The sequence below is a fragment of the Streptomyces sp. NPDC092045 genome, from assembly GCF_044756005.1.
In the GTDB taxonomy this organism is placed as follows: Bacteria; Actinomycetota; Actinomycetes; order Streptomycetales; family Streptomycetaceae; genus Streptomyces.
The window spans coordinates 1-14745 of sequence record NZ_JBIVSC010000024.1 but is presented as its reverse complement, the minus strand read 5'-3'; the positions used below and the strand labels follow the sequence as shown (position 1 = coordinate 14745).

Annotated in this window: 13 protein-coding genes; 3 read left to right on the top strand and 10 right to left on the bottom strand. The window is 70.1% G+C overall.

The annotated features are described in order from the left end of the window. Positions 1-44: 44 nt before the first annotated feature. The 3 genes from ACIQKA_RS31445 to arc form a co-directional block, all read right to left on the bottom strand. Positions 45-257, bottom strand: coding sequence for a ubiquitin-like protein Pup (locus ACIQKA_RS31445; protein WP_073818441.1), 213 nt, complete (start codon positions 255-257; stop codon positions 45-47). A 160-nt stretch (positions 258-417) separates the two neighbouring features. After that, positions 418-1929 (bottom strand): depupylase/deamidase Dop, encoded by a 1512-nt coding sequence (dop, locus tag ACIQKA_RS31440; protein ID WP_383157023.1) that lies wholly within the window; start codon positions 1927-1929, stop codon positions 418-420. A gap of 182 nt (positions 1930-2111) precedes the next feature. Further along, complete coding sequence (gene arc, locus ACIQKA_RS31435; RefSeq protein ID WP_121828662.1) at positions 2112-3878, bottom strand: proteasome ATPase; 1767 nt, start codon at positions 3876-3878, stop codon at positions 2112-2114. 240 nt (positions 3879-4118) lie between these two features. Here arc and ACIQKA_RS31430 point away from each other — a divergent pair, with 240 nt between their 5' ends. Next, complete coding sequence (locus tag ACIQKA_RS31430; RefSeq protein ID WP_383157020.1) at positions 4119-4430, top strand: ferredoxin; 312 nt, start codon at positions 4119-4121, stop codon at positions 4428-4430. A 4-nt stretch (positions 4431-4434) separates the two neighbouring features. On the opposite strand, the gene ACIQKA_RS31425 is transcribed toward ACIQKA_RS31430, so the two are convergent. From ACIQKA_RS31425 to ACIQKA_RS31415, 3 genes are all read right to left on the bottom strand, one after another. Then, on the bottom strand, positions 4435-5016 hold the full coding sequence (locus tag ACIQKA_RS31425) for a hypothetical protein (protein ID WP_402543054.1): 582 nt from the start codon (positions 5014-5016) through the stop codon (positions 4435-4437). Between the two features lie 242 nt (positions 5017-5258). Next, positions 5259-6146, bottom strand: a complete 888-nt coding sequence (locus ACIQKA_RS31420) for a tRNA (adenine-N1)-methyltransferase (protein WP_015032448.1) — start codon at positions 6144-6146, stop codon at positions 5259-5261. A gap of 48 nt (positions 6147-6194) precedes the next feature. Further along, complete coding sequence (locus ACIQKA_RS31415; RefSeq protein ID WP_383435487.1) at positions 6195-7328, bottom strand: site-2 protease family protein; 1134 nt, start codon at positions 7326-7328, stop codon at positions 6195-6197. A 181-nt stretch (positions 7329-7509) separates the two neighbouring features. On the opposite strand from ACIQKA_RS31415, the gene ACIQKA_RS31410 reads away from it, so the two are divergent. Together ACIQKA_RS31410 and ACIQKA_RS31405 are read left to right on the top strand one after the other, a co-directional pair. Next, positions 7510-8412 carry a RecB family exonuclease gene (locus ACIQKA_RS31410; RefSeq protein WP_383435429.1) on the top strand — a complete coding sequence of 301 codons (903 nt, stop codon included), beginning with the start codon at positions 7510-7512 and terminating at the stop codon, positions 8410-8412. 85 nt (positions 8413-8497) lie between these two features. After that, positions 8498-9172, top strand: coding sequence for a response regulator transcription factor (locus tag ACIQKA_RS31405; protein WP_030213079.1), 675 nt, complete (start codon positions 8498-8500; stop codon positions 9170-9172). Positions 9173-9249: 77 nt separating this feature from the next. Here ACIQKA_RS31405 and ACIQKA_RS31400 read toward each other — a convergent pair whose 3' ends face one another. The 4 genes from ACIQKA_RS31400 to ACIQKA_RS31385 all read right to left on the bottom strand — a co-directional run. After that, on the bottom strand, positions 9250-10833 hold the full coding sequence (locus tag ACIQKA_RS31400) for an ABC transporter substrate-binding protein (protein WP_383157011.1): 1584 nt from the start codon (positions 10831-10833) through the stop codon (positions 9250-9252). Positions 10834-10898: 65 nt separating this feature from the next. Continuing rightward, positions 10899-12488 (bottom strand): ABC transporter substrate-binding protein, encoded by a 1590-nt coding sequence (locus ACIQKA_RS31395; protein WP_383157009.1) that lies wholly within the window; start codon positions 12486-12488, stop codon positions 10899-10901. A gap of 443 nt (positions 12489-12931) precedes the next feature. Next, on the bottom strand, positions 12932-13630 hold the full coding sequence (locus ACIQKA_RS31390) for an HAD family hydrolase (RefSeq protein ID WP_383157007.1): 699 nt from the start codon (positions 13628-13630) through the stop codon (positions 12932-12934). A gap of 147 nt (positions 13631-13777) precedes the next feature. Beyond that, positions 13778-14745 (bottom strand): vitamin B12 dependent-methionine synthase activation domain-containing protein (locus ACIQKA_RS31385; protein ID WP_402543053.1); only part of this gene is annotated, 968 nt, incomplete at its 5' end.

Here is a 14745-nt window from a genome sequence, read left to right as displayed (position 1 = left end):
TCTCCGGGGCTCCGGGGACGGAGGACGACAGGTGCGGGAGGCGGCTACTCGCCGCCCTTCTGCACGAACGACCGAACGAAGTCCTCGGCGTTCTCCTCCAGGACGTCGTCGATCTCGTCCAGGACGGAGTCCACGTCCTCGCTCAGCTTCTCCTGGCGCTCCTGGAGGTCGGAGTTCGCCTCCGTGGTGGTCTCCTCGACCTCCTCCGTGGAGCGCGTCGCCTTCTGCTGTCCGCCGCCGGTGTCCTTGGTCGCCATATCCCTCACCCCGCTCGAATCGGCCCGCTCGGTTGAGTCCTTGCAAGATCAGACCCTATAGGTCGGGTCCGACTTCGGCCTCGTGGTTTCCACAACGCCCGGGCGCTGATTCCATGATTCCCAGCGCCGGGGCATTTCAGGCTTGTGCCGGGCTCCCGGTTCAGTCGCCCGAGAGCACGCGCACCAGCTCCTCCGCCGTCCGACAGCGGTCCAGGAGCGATTTCACGTGCGCCTTGGTGCCCCGGAGGGGCTCCAGGGTCGGGACCCGCTGGAGCGAGTCCCGGCCCGGCAGGTCGAAGATCACCGAGTCCCAGGAGGCCGCGGCGACGTCGTCGGCGTACTGCTCCAGACAGCGGCCCCGGAAGTAGGCCCGGGTGTCCTCCGGAGGCGTCGTCTCGGCCCGCTCCACCTCGGCCTCGTCCAGGAGCCGCTTCATGCGCCCGCGGGCCGCCAGACGGTTGTAGAGGCCCTTGTCGGGCCGCACGTCCGCGTACTGGAGGTCCACCAGGTGCAGCCGGGCGGCGTCCCAGTCCAGGCCGTCGCGGCGACGGTAGCCCTCCATGAGCTCCCGCTTGGCGATCCAGTCGAGCTCGCCGGCCAGGCTCATGGGGTCGTTCTCCAGCCGGTTGAGGGTGTCCTCCCAGCGCGCCAGGACGTCCTTGGTCTGCTCGTCCGCGTCGGTGCCGTACCGCTCGTCGACGTACTTCCTGGCCAGCTCGAAGTACTCCATCTGGAGCTGCACCGCGGTGAGCGTCCGGCCGCTGCGGAGCGTGACCAGGTACTGGAGGGAGGGGTCGTGCGAGACGTGGTGGAGGGTGCGCACCGGCTGGTCGACGGCGAGGTCGACGGTGATGAAGCCGTCCTCGATCATCGACAGGACCAGCGCGGTGGTGCCCAGCTTGAGGTAGGTCGAGATCTCCGAGAGGTTCGCGTCGCCGATGATGACGTGCAGCCGGCGGTAGCGCTCGGCGTCGGCGTGCGGCTCGTCCCGGGTGTTGATGATGGGCCGTTTGAGGGTGGTCTCCAGGCCCACCTCGACCTCGAAGTAGTCGGCGCGCTGGCTGATCTGGAAGCCGTGCTCCCGCCCGTCCTGGCCGATGCCGACCCGTCCCGCGCCGGTCACGACCTGGCGGGAGACGAAGAAGGGGGTGAGGTGGCGCACGATGTCCGAGAAGGGGGTCTCCCGCTTCATCAGGTAGTTCTCGTGCGTGCCGTAGGACGCGCCCTTGTTGTCGGTGTTGTTCTTGTACAGGTGGATGGGCTGGGCCCCGGGGAGCTGGGCGGCGCGCTCGGCGGCCTCCGCCATGATCCGCTCGCCGGCCTTGTCCCAGAGGACGGCGTCGCGCGGGTTGGTGATTTCCGGGGAGCTGTACTCCGGGTGGGCGTGGTCCACGTAGAGGCGGGCCCCGTTGGTGAGGATCACGTTGGCGAGGCCGATGTCCTCGTCGGTGAGCTGGCTGGAGTCGGCCACCTCGCGGGCGAGGTCGAAGCCGCGGGCGTCCCGCAGCGGGTTCTCCTCCTCGAAGTCCCAGCGGGCGCGGCGCGCCCGGTGCATCGCCGCCGCGTAGGCGTTGACGATCTGGGACGAGGTGAGCATGGCATTGGCGTTCGGGTGTCCCGGGACGGAGATCCCGTACTCCGTCTCGATGCCCATTACTCGCCGTACGGTCATGCGGCCCTCCTTGCCCGGCGGCGCTCACTGTGCGCGACTCGGCGGTACCGAAGAGCCTAGATCGGCTCCACGCTGGTGGGGAGACAAGATGCGGTATTTCCCCGTGGTGCCGGGAGAAATTCCGGGTGGAATGCGTCGGCTGCGGACGCCCGGTTTCCGGACATCCGCAGCCGGCGGGCGTTCTACAGGTACTGACCGGTATTGGCCACCGTGTCGATGGAGCGTCCGGTGTCCGCGCCCTGCTTTCCGGTGACGAGGGTGCGGATGAACACGATCCGCTCGCCCTTCTTTCCGGAGATCCGGGCCCAGTCGTCCGGGTTGGTGGTGTTGGGCAGGTCCTCGTTCTCCTTGAACTCGTCCACGCAGGCCTGGAGGAGGTGGGAGACCCGGATGCCCTTCTGGTTGTGGTCGAGGAAGGCCTTGATGGCCATCTTCTTCGCCCGGTCGACGATGTTCTGGATCATCGCGCCGGAGTTGAAGTCCTTGAAGTAAAGGACTTCCTTGTCGCCGTTGGCGTACGTGACTTCGAGGAAGCGGTTCTCCTCGGATTCCGCGTACATCTGCTCGACGACGGACTGGATCATTCCGTGGGCGGCGGCGGCCTTGGAGCCGGCGTGCTCGGAGACGTCGTCCTCGTGCAGCGGCAGGTTGCCCGTGAGGTACTTCGCGAAGATGTCCTTCGCCGCCTCCGCGTCCGGACGCTCGATCTTGATCTTGACGTCGAGCCGACCGGGCCGCAGGATCGCGGGGTCGATCATGTCCTCGCGGTTGGAGGCGCCGATGACGATGACGTTCTCCAGGCCCTCCACGCCGTCGATCTCGGCGAGGAGCTGCGGGACGATGGTGTTCTCCACGTCCGAGCTGACACCGGATCCGCGGGTGCGGAAGAGGGATTCCATCTCGTCGAAGAAGACGATGACGGGGGTGCCCTCGCTCGCCTTCTCCCGCGCGCGCTGGAAGACGAGGCGGATGTGCCGCTCGGTCTCGCCGACGTACTTGTTGAGGAGCTCGGGGCCCTTGATGTTGAGGAAGTAGGACTTCCCCGCGGGCTGACCGGTCACCTCGGCGACCTTCTTGGCCAGGGAGTTGGCCACGGCCTTGGCGATCAGCGTCTTGCCACAGCCGGGCGGGCCGTAGAGCAGGATGCCCTTCGGCGGCCGCAGCTCGTGCTCCTTGAAGAGGTCCGGGTAGAGGTACGGGAGCTCGACCGCGTCGCGGATCAGCTCGATCTGGTTGCCCAGGCCGCCGATCTTCTCGTAGTCGACGTCCGGGACCTCTTCGAGGACGAGCTCTTCGACCTCGCTCTTGGGGACCACCTCGTAGACGTAGCCGGACCTGGGGTCGAGCAGCAGGGCGTCGCCGGAGCGGATGGTGACGTCCAGCAGGGGCTCGGCGAGCCTCACCACCCTCTCCTCGTCCGTGTGCCCGACCACCAGGGCGCGCTCGCCGTCCTCGAGGATCTCCTTGAGGGTGACGATGTCGCCGGCGCGCTCGAACTCCATGGCCTCGACCACGTTGAGCGCTTCGTTGAGCATGACCTCCTGGCCTCGCCTGAGCTCTTCGAGCTCGATGCTCGGGCTGACGTTCACCCGGAGCTTGCGGCCACCTGTGAAGATGTCGCACGTGCCGTCCTCGTTGGCCTGCAGGAAGACACCGAAGCCGGCCGGCGGCTGCGCGAGCCGGTCGACCTCCTCCTTGAGGGCCACGATCTGGTCGCGGGCCTCACGGAGCGTGTTCGCCAGACGTTCGTTCTGCGCGGACACGCCGGCCAGGTTGGTCTGCAGCTCGACGATCCGCTCTTCGAGAATCCTCGTGTGGCGCGGAGAGTCGGCGAGCTTGCGGCGCAGGACGGCGATTTCCTGCTCGAGATAGGCAACCTGACCGGCGGGGTCCTCAGACCCTCGTCCCGGCCGGATGCCGCGGTTGATGTCGTCGTCGTGGGCTGCCACGGTCCTCACCTCCTCCAAGGGGAGCTGGACGCTTCCTGACCCTACCTGCGTGGGTGGTGATTGAAACCCCTAGATCAAAAAGACTCCGAGGTGTGTCCGATCTTCACCCTTGCGCTTCCCCTCTCGCCAGGTGAATACCCACCCTTCACCGTCTGAAAGCGGGCGGTTGTATCGTCGTCATTGGCCAACACCCGCCACGGGTGGCCCGACTTAACGCGCGAAGCAGAAACGGCAGGAGATATGACCGTGCAGGACGAGGCCCCGGCGACGGGCGCCGGCGAGGCCCTGGAGGTCTGGATCGACCAGGACCTGTGCACCGGGGACGGGATCTGCGCGCAGTACGCTCCCGAGGTCTTCGAGCTGGACATCGACGGGCTCGCTTATGTGAAGAGCCCCGACGACGAACTCCTCCAGGACACCGGCGCCACCACCCCGGTGCCGCTGCCGCTGCTCCAGGACGTCGTGGACTCCGCGAAGGAGTGCCCGGGCGACTGCATCCACGTGCGCCGGGTCGCGGACAAGGTCGAGGTGTACGGCCCCGACGCGGAGTGACGGGTCAGGCGCTCCGCGCCGCCTCCTGGCCGGCTCGGACGAAGGCTCCGCCCCGCCAGCGCCAGCTGACCTGCTCCTTCTCGTCCGGGCAGCAGCGGGGCACGTCGAAGGACGAGTAGCCGAGGAGGGTGGCGAGCACCGCCCCGTCGCGCACGGCGAGCTCGGTGACGCTCTTGTGCTGCTCCGGTGCGACGAGCGTGGCGACCACGCGCGCGGGTGCGCCCGCCCCCTCGCCGCGGGTGAGGACGTAGATGCCGCTCGGCGGGGTGCCGGAGCCGGCTTCGCAGTGCACGACCGCAACGGTCTCGGGGTTCCCGTCGCCGTCGAGGTCCCCGGAGACCCGCCTGGCGACCGTGTGGGGGCCTCCCGCGCACTCCAGGGGATAGGCGGCCGAAGCGGCCTCGGGGGCGGCCGCCGGGCGCGGGGCGGCGGCGGTCGCGGTGGTGGCGGTTCCGGCGGGGCCGGGCTGGAGGAGACCCGCGAGGGCGACGACCGCGGCGGTCGCGGTGGCGGTGGCCAGCCAGTGCATCGGCCCGGCGTGGGTGTGCGCGAGGTCGGTGAGGTCCGGGGCGGCGGGGAGCTGCACGCGAGACGTCTCCTACGGGGTGGTGCGGCGGCGGAGGTTTCCGGCATCGTGCCACACGTCACAGGGGGACGGAACACGTGGGGGTGAGCGGCGGACGGCCGCCCCTCCGGGGCCCCGGGCCGTTTCCCGCGCGCGCCGAACGCCTTCCCGGTGGACCCGAACGCCTCGAACGCGAGGACGCCGCCGCCGAGTTCCTCCCGCGGGCGGGAACTCGGCGGCGGCGTGCCGCGGATGTCGGGACGTCAGCCCTTGTTGGGGCCCTCGTAGTCCTCGCCGTAGGCGCCCTTGGCGGGGCGGCGGCGGCGCATCGGGGGCTCGACCCCGTCCGCGAGGCGGCGGGCGGTGACGAGGAAGCCGGTGTGGCCGATCATGCGGTGGTCCGGGCGGACGGCGAGGCCCTCCACGTGCCAGTTGCGGATCATGGACTCCCAGGGCTGCGGCTCGGCGTAGCAGCCGAACTCGCGGATGGACTCCACGGTGCGCGCGAGCTGGGTGGTCGTCGCCACGTAGCAGCAGAGGATGCCGCCGGGGACGAGGGCCTTGGAGACGGCCTCCAGGCACTCCCAGGGGGCCAGCATGTCCAGGATGACGCGGTCGACGTCGGTGTCGGACAGGTTGTCCTGGAGGTCGCCGACGGTGAGCTGCCACGCGGGGTGGGGGCCGCCGAAGTAGCGCTCGACGTTGCCCTTCGCGATCTCGGCGAAGTCCTCGCGGCGCTCGTAGGAGTGCAGCATGCCGCTGTCGCCGATGGCGCGCAGGAGGAAGCTGCTCAGCGATCCCGAGCCCACCCCGGCCTCCACGACGCGTGCGCCGGGGAAGATGTCGGCGAAGGCCAGGATCTGCCCCGCGTCCTTGGGGTAGACCACGGCGGCGCCGCGGGGCATGGACAGGACGTAGTCGGGGAGCAGGGGGCGCAGCGCGAGGTAGGCGACGTTTCCGGTGGTGCGGACAACGCTGCCCTCGGGGGCGCCGATCAGTTCGTCGTGCGGGAAAGAACCCTTGTGGGTGTGGAAGTTCTTTCCCTCTTCGAGCGTGAACGTGTAGTGACGGCCCTTGGGGTCGGTCAGCTGAACCTGGTCCCCGACCTTGAAGGGCCCGCGTCGGCGGGCGGCACCGGTCGGTTCGGACATACGAGCACCTTATCAAGGGCTTCCGGGCCGGAGAGCCGCGTACCGGGGTCAGGAACCGGGGCGGGCCATGGCCTTCACGAAGGCCCGTTCGACATCCGCCGTGGAGAGGACGCCGTAGATCTCGCCGGTCTCCTCGACGACCAGGTACTCGGTGGCCGGGCTGGCGCGGAGGTGGTCGAGGAGGGGCTGTCCGGTGAGCTCGGCCGGGACCCGCATGCCGTCGGCGAGGTCCTGGGCGAGGGTGCTGACCGCGACCCAGGGGCGCCGGTGCTGGGGCACGGCGGCGATGGCGGCCTCGCGGACGATGCCGGTGGGCTCGCCGGTGCCGTCGACGACGACCAGCGCGCGGGCGCCCGACTCGTTGGCGCGGCGGAGGGCCTCGGAGAGCGGGGTGACGGGCTCCACGGGGATGGCGCGCCGGGTGAGGGAGCGGGCGCCGAGCTGGGGCAGGTGCTCGCGCAGCCGGGCCATGCGGAGGCTGTTGCCGGCGCCGGTCCAGATGATCGCGGCGAGGATCGCGGCGAGCAGGGCGTCGGTGACGGTGTCGAAGCCGCTGATGTCCTCGGTGGAGTTGCCGAGGAGCCCGGTGCGGGTCAGCAGGGGCAGGCCGACGAGGACGAGGACGGCGAGGGCGCGGCCGACCCAGGCGGCGGCGACGGTGCCGCTCATGGGCTTGCCGGTGATCTTCCAGATGACGGCGCGGAGCATCCGGCCGCCGTCGAGCGGGAGGCCGGGGAGCAGGTTGAAGACGGCGACGATCAGGTTGGAGATCATCAGGCCGGCGAGGAGGACGCCGGGGACGGTGCCGGGTTCGACGGCGTACAGGGAGAGGTAGAACAGGCCGGCGAGGACGAGGGAGAGGAGGGGGCCGACGAAGGCGAGGACGAACTCGCGTCCGGGGGTCTCGCTCTCCTTCTCGATCTCGGAGACGCCGCCGAAGAACTGGAGCTGGATGCGGCGCACGGGCAGCTTGAAGCGGAGCGCGGCGATCGTGTGGGCCAGCTCGTGGACGAGCACGGAGGCGTAGAAGGCCACCGCGAAGAAGAGCGAGACGAGGTAGCGGGCGGCGCCGAGCTCGGGCAGGACGCGTTCGATCTGGTCGCCGAAGACCCAGGTGATGAGGGCTGCGACCAGGAACCAGCTGGGGGCGACGTAGACGGGCACGCCGAAGGGGCGGCCCATGAGGATGCCTCCGCCGGGCTCCTCGGTCCGCTGCGGCTTGGGCTCGTCCTGGTTCACGGGTTCCTTTCGTCGCGCCGGTGTGACCCGCGTCGGTGCGTCACGGTTCGATCATGCAGTGCGACGGGGTCCCGGGTCGATGGTATTCGGCCGGTTGTCGGTCGCGGGTCGTAGGGTCGGGGTCATGAGTACGAGCGAGCGGGTGCCGGTGGAGCCGAGGCCGCCCATGTCGTTGTCGCCCTCGCGGGCGAGCGATTTCATGCAGTGTCCGCTGCTGTACCGGTTCCGGGTGATCGACCGGCTGCCGGAGAAGCCGAGTCCGGCGGCGACCCGGGGCACGCTGGTGCACGCCGTGCTCGAGCGGCTCTTCGACGATCCGGCGGCGGAGCGGACGGCGCCGAAGGCGAAGGCGATGGTGCCGGGGCAGTGGGAGCGGCTCCTGGCGTCGAAGCCGGAGCTGGGCGAGCTGTTCGCGGAGGATCCGGACGGGGAGCGGCTGGCGGGCTGGCTGGGCGAGGCGGAGCGGCTGGTCGAGCGGTGGTTCACGCTGGAGGACCCGACGCGCCTGGAGCCGGCCGAGCGCGAGCTGTTCGTGGAGACGGAGCTGGACTCGGGGCTGCGGCTGCGCGGGGTGATCGACCGGATCGACGTGGCGCCCTCGGGCGACGTGCGGATCGTCGACTACAAGACGGGCAAGGCGCCCCGGCCGGAGTACCGGGACGGCGCGCTGTTCCAGATGACCTTCTACGCGCTCGTGGTCCGGCGGCTGAGGGGCGTGGTCCCGAGGCGGCTCCAGCTGGTGTACCTGGGCAGCGGGGAGGTGCTGACGTACGACCCGGTGGAGGCGGACCTGCTGCGGGTGGAGCGGAGGCTGCTCGCGCTGTGGGAGGCGATCCGGCTGGCGACGGAGACGGGCGACTGGCGGCCGCGGCCGACGAAGCTGTGCGGCTGGTGCGACCACCGGGCGGTCTGTCCGGAGTTCGGCGGCACTCCCCCGGCCTATCCGCTGGAGATCGTCTCGGTGCGGCCGCCGGAGTCGGGCGAATCCGGGCAGGGCAGAATGGACCCGGCCCCGCCCGCGCCGTAGGGGTCCGCCCGCATCCCGGGGGCCGGTCCGCTCCGCGCGGTCCGGCCCGTGAACACCGTGAGCCCAGCCCCGTGAAGGAGCCCTTGTGACGATCCGCGTCCTCCTGGTCGACGATCAGCCGCTGCTGCGCACCGGCTTCCGGATGATTCTGGAGGCGGAGCAGGACATCGCGGTGGTGGGTGAGGCCGGGGACGGTCTCCAGGCGCAGGAGCAGGTGCGCGCCCTCCAGCCGGACGTGGTGCTGATGGACATCCGGATGCCGCGGATGGACGGGGTGGAGGCGACCCGGCAGATCACGGGGCCGGGGCGGGACGGTCCGGCGAAGGTGCTGGTCCTGACCACCTTCGACCTGGACGAGTACGTGGTGGAGGCGCTGCGGGCCGGTGCGAGCGGCTTCCTCCTGAAGGACGCCCCGGCGAACGAGCTGGTGCAGGCGATCCGGGTGGTGGCCGCGGGCGAGGCGATGCTGGCGCCGTCGATCACGCGCCGGCTGCTCGACAAGTACTCGGCGCACCTGCCGACGGGCGAGGAGCAGGTTCCGGACACGCTCGGCACCCTGACCGACCGCGAGGTGGAGGTGCTGAAGCTGGTGGCGCGCGGCCTGTCGAACGCGGAGATCGCCGCTGACCTGTTCGTCAGCGAGACGACGGTGAAGACCCACGTGGGGCACGTGCTGACGAAGCTGCGGCTGCGGGACCGGGTGCAGGCGGCGGTGTACGCGTACGAGAGCGGTCTGGTGCGGCCCGGCGGCAACCAGTAGCGGTCCCGGGAGCGACAGAGGGGCCCGGCGCGGGTGCGCCGGGCCCCTCTCGTCGTGGGGGAGGGACGTCGTCCGCGTCAGCTCTTGCGGAGCTCCCAGAAGCGGAAGACGGTCGAGGCGTCGAGGGTCCATTCGAGGCCGGTGACGCCGGTGCGGGAGACGGCGTACTGCTTGCCCTGCCAGAGGGGGAGCAGGGGCAGTTCCCCGGCGACGATGTTCTGGATCCTCACGTACTCGTCGGCGGTGCCGGCGCGGTCGGCCGCGGCGGCCGTCTTCGGGAGGAGGTCGCCGGTGACGGTCTTGTTCTCGTAGTGGTTGCCGAGGACGTTGCCCTCGCCGAAGAAGGGGGCGGTGAAGTTGTCGGCGTCGGGGTAGTCGGGGACCCAGCCCTTGACGTAGACGCCGTACTTGCCGGCCGCGATGTCCTTCTCGTACTCCTCGAAGGCTACGGACTTGACGTCGGCGTCGAAGAGGCCGCTGGCGTTGAGCTGGCCGGCGATGGCCTTGAGCTCCTGGTCGGTGGCCGGGCCGTAGCGGCTGGGGGTGGACCAGAGGGTGAGCTTCACCTTGTCGGTGACGCCGGCCCCGCGCAGGGCCTTCTTCGCCTTGGCCACGTCGGGGGAGCCGTAGGTGTCGTAGAAGGCGGTGTTGTGGCCGTTGATGCCCGCCGGGACGATCGAGTAGAGCGGGGTGGCGGTCGACTTGTAGACGTCCTCGACGAGCGCCTCGCGGTCGACGAGGTGGGCGATGGCCTGCCGGACGCCGAGCTTGCCGACGACCGGGTCCTTCATGTTGAAGACGAGGTGCTGGACCTCGGCGCTGCTGCCCTGGACGACCTCGATGCCCCGGTCTCCGGTGGTGTCGGAGGTCTCCAGGGTGGCGATGTCGTCGGCGGAGAGGCCTCGGTAGGCCACGTCGATCTGGCCGTCGGCGAAGGCCTTGGCGAGGGCGGAGCGGTCGCCGCGGTAGAGCTTGAGGGTGACCGCGTCGCTCTTGGGCTTGGCGTTGCCGTGGTAGCCGGAGTTGGCGGAGAAGGTGGCCTCGGTGTCGCTGAGGGTGTCCAGCCTGTACGGGCCGGAGCCGGTCGCCTTGCCGTCGGTGCGCAGGGCGTCGGCGGGGTACTCGCGGTGGTCGACGATGGAGCCGGCACCGGAGGCGATCTTGCTGGGGAAGGTGGCGTCGGGGACCTTGAGGCGGAAGACGACGGTCTTCTCGTCGGGGGTCTCGATGGCGGCGATGGTGGAGAGCAGGGGCGCCGGGCCGTTCGGGTCGGCGATCCTGATGGCCCGCTCGAAGGAGTACTTGACGTCCTCCGAGGTGAGCTTGTTGCCGTTGGAGAAGGTCAGGCCGTCCCGCAGGGTGCAGGTGTAGACCTTGCTGCCGGCGGAGAAGGCGCACTCGTCGGCGGCCTCGGGCTCGGGTTCGAGGCCGCCCTTGGGGAAGGCGAGGAGCGACTGGAAGACGTTGTTGAAGAGCAGCCAGGAGCCGGGGTCGTAGCCGGCCGCCGGGTCGGTGGCGAGGATCTCGTCGGACATGCCGACGCGTATGCCGTCACCGGTGCCGCCGGAGCCGCCGCCCTGTTCGGTGCCGCAGCCGCTGAGGAGGGCGGCGGACAGGCCGGCGGCGAGCGGTGCCGTCAGCCACTTGTTGTGTGCCTTCACAGTCGTGCCTCTTGATCTCTTGCCATGACCGGCCGCGCGGGCGCGCGGCCGGGACAACGAAGGGGTCAGGCGGTGCCGCGACCCAGTTCCCAGAGCAGCAGGTCGGAGGAGGTGTTGAGCGCGTACTCGACTCCGCTGAGGTCGTTGCGGGCGGCAACGTACTGCTTGCCCTGCCACAGGGGCAGGACGGGGACGTCCTCGGCGACGATCTTCTGGATCTGCGCGTAGACGGGGGCCGCGGCGGTGCGGTCGGCCTGGCGGCGCGAGCGCGGGATGAGCTGGTCGCGGACGACCTTGTTCACGTACGGGGTGTTGAGGAAGTTGTCGCTGTCCAGGAAGGGCGCGATGTAGTTGTCCGGGTCCGGGTAGTCGGGGAACCAGCCGAGGCCGTAGACGGCGTAGTCGCCGCGCTTCTGGGCGGTGCGGAAGGTGGACCACTCGGCGCCCTTGAGGGTGACGTCGAAGAGCTCGCTGGCGGTGAGCTGCTTGCCGAGCGCCTCGAATTCCTGGGCGGTCTCGGCGCCGTAGTGGTCGGTGGTGTAGTTCAGGGTCACCTTGACCGGGGTCTTGATGCCCGCCTTCTTGAGGATCTGGGCGGCCCGGTCGGCGTCGGGCTCCCCGTAGGCGTCGAAGAAGGGGGTGGCGTGGCCGGTGATGCTGGAGGGGATCAGCGAGTAGAGCGGCTGGGCGGTGGGGCCGTAGACGAGGTTGACCAGGGCGCCCCGGTCGACGACGGCGGCCATCGCCTGGCGCACGGCCTTCTGCTCGACGGAGGGGGCCTTGGTGTTGAAGCCGAGGTAGCGGATCTCCAGACCGGGGACCTCGACCGTCTTGATGCCCTCCTTGGGCGTCTCGGCGAGGTCCTTGATCTGCTTCTGCGACAGGGAGCGGGCCATCATGTCGATGTCCTTGCTCTCCAGGGCCTTGCCCATCGCGGTCGAGTCGGCGAAGGGGCGCAGTTCGACCCTGTCGTTGCGCAGGGTGATGTCGCCCTTGTACTTCGGGTTCTTGGTGAAGACGAAGCGGCCGACCTTCTCGCCCTCGCGCTCGACCTTCATGGTGTATGGGCCCGAGCCGTCGACGTCGAAGCCGTCGCGGAGCCCGTCGGCGGCGTACTTGTCCTTGCTGAGGATGCCGGCGACCGGGGTGGAGAGCTTGTACGGGAAGGTGGCGTCGGGGGTCTTGAGGTGGAAGACGATCCCGTCGGCGCCCTGGGTCTCGACGGTGTCGACGTTCGAGAGGAGGGCGGCCGTTCCGTTGTCCGACTTGATCTTCAGGACGCGCTCGATGGAGTACTTGACGTCCTCGGCGGTGATCGGGGTGCCGTCGGCGAAGGTGAGGCCGGCGCGGAGCGTGCAGCGGTAGCTCTCGCTGGCCTTGTCGGAGAAGCCGCAGCTCTCGGCCGCCTCGGGGACGGGCTCGCCGCCCTCGCGGGGCACGTGCAGCAGGGTCTGGACGGTCTGCCGCAGGATGTTCCAGGCGCCGGTGTCGTAGGCGTAGGCAGGGTCGAGGGGGGCGGGGGCGTCCTCGGTCGCGATGAACTGGTCCGTGGTGCCGACCACGATGGCCCGGTCGCCCTCGGATCCGCCGCAGGCGGCGAGAAGGGGGGCGAGCAGGCCGGCCACGGCCGGGAGCACCAGGGTCTTGCGGTTCATCAGGGACGATCTCCTCATCCGGCACTGGGTTGCAGCGGTCAGTGACACTCCGCCGCCTGCCGCCCGGTCGGGGCGGGAGCGATCGGGCCGGGTGTTGCGATCGGTCCTGTGTTCACGGCGACTTGGGTGTGCGCCGGTGCACGCGGTTATGCGGCGAAGTACTCGCGAAAGATTAGTGGGCCGCGCCCCTATTGCCGGACCACCGCCGGGGGGAGGGGTAATCGCACAGTGATCATGAATGCGTGCGGCTCGATAGTCATGCGCCGGACGATGCGGACGGTCGCGAGCGAATCGGGGCACATGGGGATACCGAAACGCACGCATTCCGGACGGGGAACGAAGACGGGCCACCCGCCGTTCGGCACTCTGGGTGACCAAGGTCACGCGGAGGCCTTTTCGGCAAATGGCCTGATCGTTTTCCTGCGGGAAAGCTCAGTGAAAGCTCAGATTCCCGTGATCAATGTGCGGAGAAAGGGCACGTCGACCTCTTCGAGCGAGCGCACGACGACCCGGCCCGGGGAGGGGGCGATCGGGGTGACGGAGGGCACGGCGACGACCCGGCAGCCCGCCGCCTCCGCCGCCGCGACACCGGTCGCCGTGTCCTCGACGACGGCGCAGAGCGTGGGATCGGCCCCGACTCCCCGGGCGGCCGTCAGGTACGGCTCGGGGTGCGGCTTGGTCCGTACGACCTCGTCGCCCGCGACGGTGAGGGAGAAGCGGTCGCGGCCCAGCGAGGCGAGGACCCGGTCGATGATCCGGCGGTGCGAGGCGGAGACCAGGGCCGTGGGGATGGAGTGCCGGGCCAGCTCGGCGAGGAGCCGCTCGGCGCCGGGCATGAGCGGGACGCCCCGCTCGATGCGCTGCTCGAACTTCTCGTTGAGGAGGACGGTCAGCTCCGGAAGGGTGATGTCGGCGCCGGTGGACTCGATGAGGTAGCCGGCGCTGCGGGTCATCGGCCCGCCGACCACCACGTCCCGCCAGGCCTCGTCGAGCCGGTGTCCGAGGTCGGCGAAGACCTCGACCTCCGCGTCCCACCAGAAGCCCTCCGTGTCGACGAGGGTCCCGTCCATGTCGAGGAAGACCGCCTGCAGGGCGGAGCTGCCGTTCGTACGGAACAGGGACGCGGGAACCGTACTGGTCATCCGGCACACCTCCATGAAGGGACGAGAAGGCCGGCCTTCCTCGCCGTACGGGAGGATGGCCGGCCTGCTGGACGGACAAGTGTACGTCCCGATCACCGGAAACGCGCCCCTTTACGCGCCGGTCGACGACGCCGGGTCAGCTCGCGGTCACCGCGCGTTGAAGTACTTCGCCTCCGGGTGGTGGAGGACGATGGCGTCGGTGGACTGTTCGGGGTGGAGCTGGAACTCCTCGGAGAGGTGGACGCCGATGCGTTCGGGCTTGAGGAGGTCCGCGATCTTGGCGCGGTCCTCCAGGTCGGGGCAGGCCCCGTATCCCAGGGAGAAGCGGGCGCCGCGGTACTTCAGCGCGAACATGTCCTCGACGTCCGTGGGGTCTTCGCCGGCGTAGCCGAGTTCGGCGCGGACGCGGGCGTGCCAGTACTCGGCGAGGGCCTCGGCGAGCTGGACGGAGAGGCCGTGGAGTTCGAGGTAGTCGCGGTAGGAGTCGGAGGCGAAGAGCTTGGCGGTGGCCTCGCCGATCTTCGAGCCGACGGTGACGACCTGGAGGCCGACGACGTCGGTCTCGCCGGACTCCTCGGGGCGGAAGAAGTCCGCCAGGCACAGGCGGCGGCCCCGGCGCTGGCGCGGGAAGGAGAAGCGGGTACGTTCGTTGCCGTCCTCGTCGAGGATGATCAGGTCGTCGCCCTTGGCCACGCAGGGGAAGTAGCCGTGCACGACGGCCGCCTCCAGGAGGTTGTCGGTGTGCAGCTTTTGCAGCCAGCCGCGCAGCCGGGGCCGGCCCTCGCTCTCCACCAGCTCCTCGTAGGCCGGTCCGTCGCCGGCCCGGTTCTGCTTCAGCCCCCACTGGCCCTTGAACAGGGCGTCCTCGTCCAGCCAGGACGCGTAGTCCTTGAGCGGGATGCCCTTGACCACGCGGGTGCCCCAGAACGGCGGGGTCGGGACCGGGTTGTCGACGGCGACATCACTGCGCCCGCCGCTCTCCTGGGGCTCGGTGACCTGGAGGGCGGCCGTGTCCCGCTGGGGGACCCGGCGCTGCTTGAGCTCGGGCAGGCTCGCGCCGGGGACGCCGCGTTTGACGGCGATGAGGGCGTCCATCAGGCGCAGGCCCTCGAAGG

What these genes read in the sequence shown, in the direction of transcription:
- dop (WP_383157023.1), bottom strand. Translation starts at nt 1,929, where the DNA reads ATGACCGTACGGCGAGTAATGGGCATCGAGACGGAGTACGGGATCTCC.
- ACIQKA_RS31395 (WP_383157009.1), bottom strand. Translation starts at nt 12,488, where the DNA reads ATGAACCGCAAGACCCTGGTGCTCCCGGCCGTGGCCGGCCTGCTCGCC.
- ACIQKA_RS31410 (WP_383435429.1), top strand. Translation starts at nt 7,510, where the DNA reads ATGAGTACGAGCGAGCGGGTGCCGGTGGAGCCGAGGCCGCCCATGTCG.
- ACIQKA_RS31415 (WP_383435487.1), bottom strand. Translation starts at nt 7,328, where the DNA reads ATGGGCCGCCCCTTCGGCGTGCCCGTCTACGTCGCCCCCAGCTGGTTC.
- ACIQKA_RS31445 (WP_073818441.1), bottom strand. Translation starts at nt 257, where the DNA reads ATGGCGACCAAGGACACCGGCGGCGGACAGCAGAAGGCGACGCGCTCC.
- ACIQKA_RS31420 (WP_015032448.1), bottom strand. Translation starts at nt 6,146, where the DNA reads ATGTCCGAACCGACCGGTGCCGCCCGCCGACGCGGGCCCTTCAAGGTC.
- ACIQKA_RS31430 (WP_383157020.1), top strand. Translation starts at nt 4,119, where the DNA reads ATGACCGTGCAGGACGAGGCCCCGGCGACGGGCGCCGGCGAGGCCCTG.
- ACIQKA_RS31390 (WP_383157007.1), bottom strand. Translation starts at nt 13,630, where the DNA reads ATGACCAGTACGGTTCCCGCGTCCCTGTTCCGTACGAACGGCAGCTCC.